Raw genomic sequence first — 2,019 nt, forward strand, 5'->3', positions numbered from 1 at the left:
GGCCGATTGCAGGAAAGGACAAAGAATATATCTTGCTTCCGTCATATGAAAAAGTTAGTAGAGACCCAGTTCTATATGCTCACGCCGCGCGGGTCATCCACATTGAGACGAACCCAGCAAACGCACATACCTTGGTTCAAAAACATGGCGAACGCTATGTTTGGGTGAATCCACCACCAATTCCTCTAGAGACAGAAGAATTGGACATGGTGTTTGAACAGAACTTCCAGCGCGTTCCTCACCCGAGCTATGGCGATGCACGTATCCCAGCTTATGAAATGATTCGCTTCTCAGTGAACATTATGCGCGGTTGCTTTGGTGGCTGCTCGTTTTGTTCCATCACAGAACACGAAGGCCGAGTCATTCAAAGCCGTTCAGAAGATTCCGTAATTCGCGAGATCGAAAACATTCGGGACAAAACCCCTGGGTTTACAGGCATCATTTCAGATTTGGGTGGACCAACTGCCAATATGTACCACCTGAACTGTAAGTCGGATGAAATCCATGCCAAGTGCCACCGACTATCATGTGTCTATCCTGGTATCTGTAAAAATCTCAAAACGGATCAGTCGGCAACGACCAATCTCTATCGACGCGCGCGAGCGGTACCTGGTGTAAAACGTATCTTTGTCGCCTCAGGTCTGCGTTACGATCTAGCCGTTGAAGATCCTGAATACGTAAAAGAGTTAGTAACACACCATGTTGGCGGTTATTTAAAAATCGCGCCAGAGCATACAGAAGATGGTCCTCTCTCTAAAATGATGAAACCTGGTATGGGCACTTATCATCGATTTAAAGAGATGTTCGATAAGTTTTCTAAAGAAGCAGGTAAAGAACAGTTCTTAATCCCGTACTTTATTGCGGCTCATCCTGGGACACGTGATGAGGACATGATGAATCTTGCGTTATGGCTGAAAGCAAACGGTTTCCGCGCAGACCAAGTTCAAAACTTCTACCCGTCTCCGATGGCAAACGCCACGGCGATGTATCACACGAAGAAAGACCCTTTGCATCGTATTGATTATAAAAGCGATACCATGCCTGTACCCAAAGGTGCGATACAGCGACGTTTACATAAAGCATTCTTGCGCTATCACGATCCAAACAACTGGCCACTATTGCGAGAAGCGCTCAAGAACATGGGCAAAGCCCATCTAATAGGTTACGGTAAAAAGCATCTTGTGCCACCGACGCAGCCCAAAAGCGAAACCCGAAATGCGAAGCTAAAGAAAACTAGTGCGACTTCTAAAATGCGCAAAGGCCGCTTCCACACACAGCATACTGGTTTGCCGCCGCGTAAACATAGATAAAGACTTAACATTGGGGTCAGAGTACTTTTACTCTGACCCCAGTATTTCGAATGTTAATCAGCGATGTAAGACAGGTCGATTTGTAATCGACTCAGGCTAACTCTATAATCCGCGCCCTCTCGCCCTCCATACAAGTATTAATGAGACCCGCATGTTTGAACTATCGGCTAATCGCCAACTTAGCGTAAAAAACGACCTACTTTCAGGTCTTACCGTAGCCCTAGCACTCGTACCTGAAGCAGTTGCATTCGCATTCGTTGCAGGCGTTGAACCTCTTGTAGGTCTCTATGCTGCATTTATGGTTGGCTTAATCACATCAGTGATCGGCGGACGCCCAGGCATGATCTCTGGTGCAACAGGTGCTTTAGCCGTCGTGATGGTTTCACTTGTCGCTGCGCATGGTGTCGAATATCTCTTCGCCACAGTTGTACTCATGGGCATACTCCAAATTGCGGCAGGTATTTTCAAGCTCGGTAAGTTTATTCGCATGGTGCCACACCCAGTTATGCTGGGCTTTGTAAATGGTTTAGCGATCGTTATTTTCCTTGCTCAGCTGGGCCAATTTGGCCAACAAGGCGCTGAACAGGGCTGGCTATCCGGTACAGCATTAGAAGGAAGCATTATCGACATCGCGTGGATGGAAGGCTCTGCGCTCTACAACATGCTTGGTCTTGTCGTCTTAACGATGGCCATTATTCACTTCTTACCA

General features: G+C 47.1%; 2 protein-coding genes. Both read left to right on the forward strand.

What is annotated here, in order from left to right; all coding sequences use genetic code 11:
* Positions 1-1,310 (forward strand): YgiQ family radical SAM protein (locus A3762_RS08270; RefSeq protein ID WP_068754908.1); only part of this gene is annotated, 1,310 nt, incomplete at its 5' end.
* A gap of 151 nt (positions 1,311-1,461) precedes the next feature.
* Positions 1,462-2,019: SulP family inorganic anion transporter (locus A3762_RS08275; protein ID WP_197469150.1), on the forward strand; the 558-nt coding region annotated here is incomplete at its 3' end.

The sequence above is a fragment of the Oleiphilus sp. HI0125 genome, assembly GCF_001635355.1.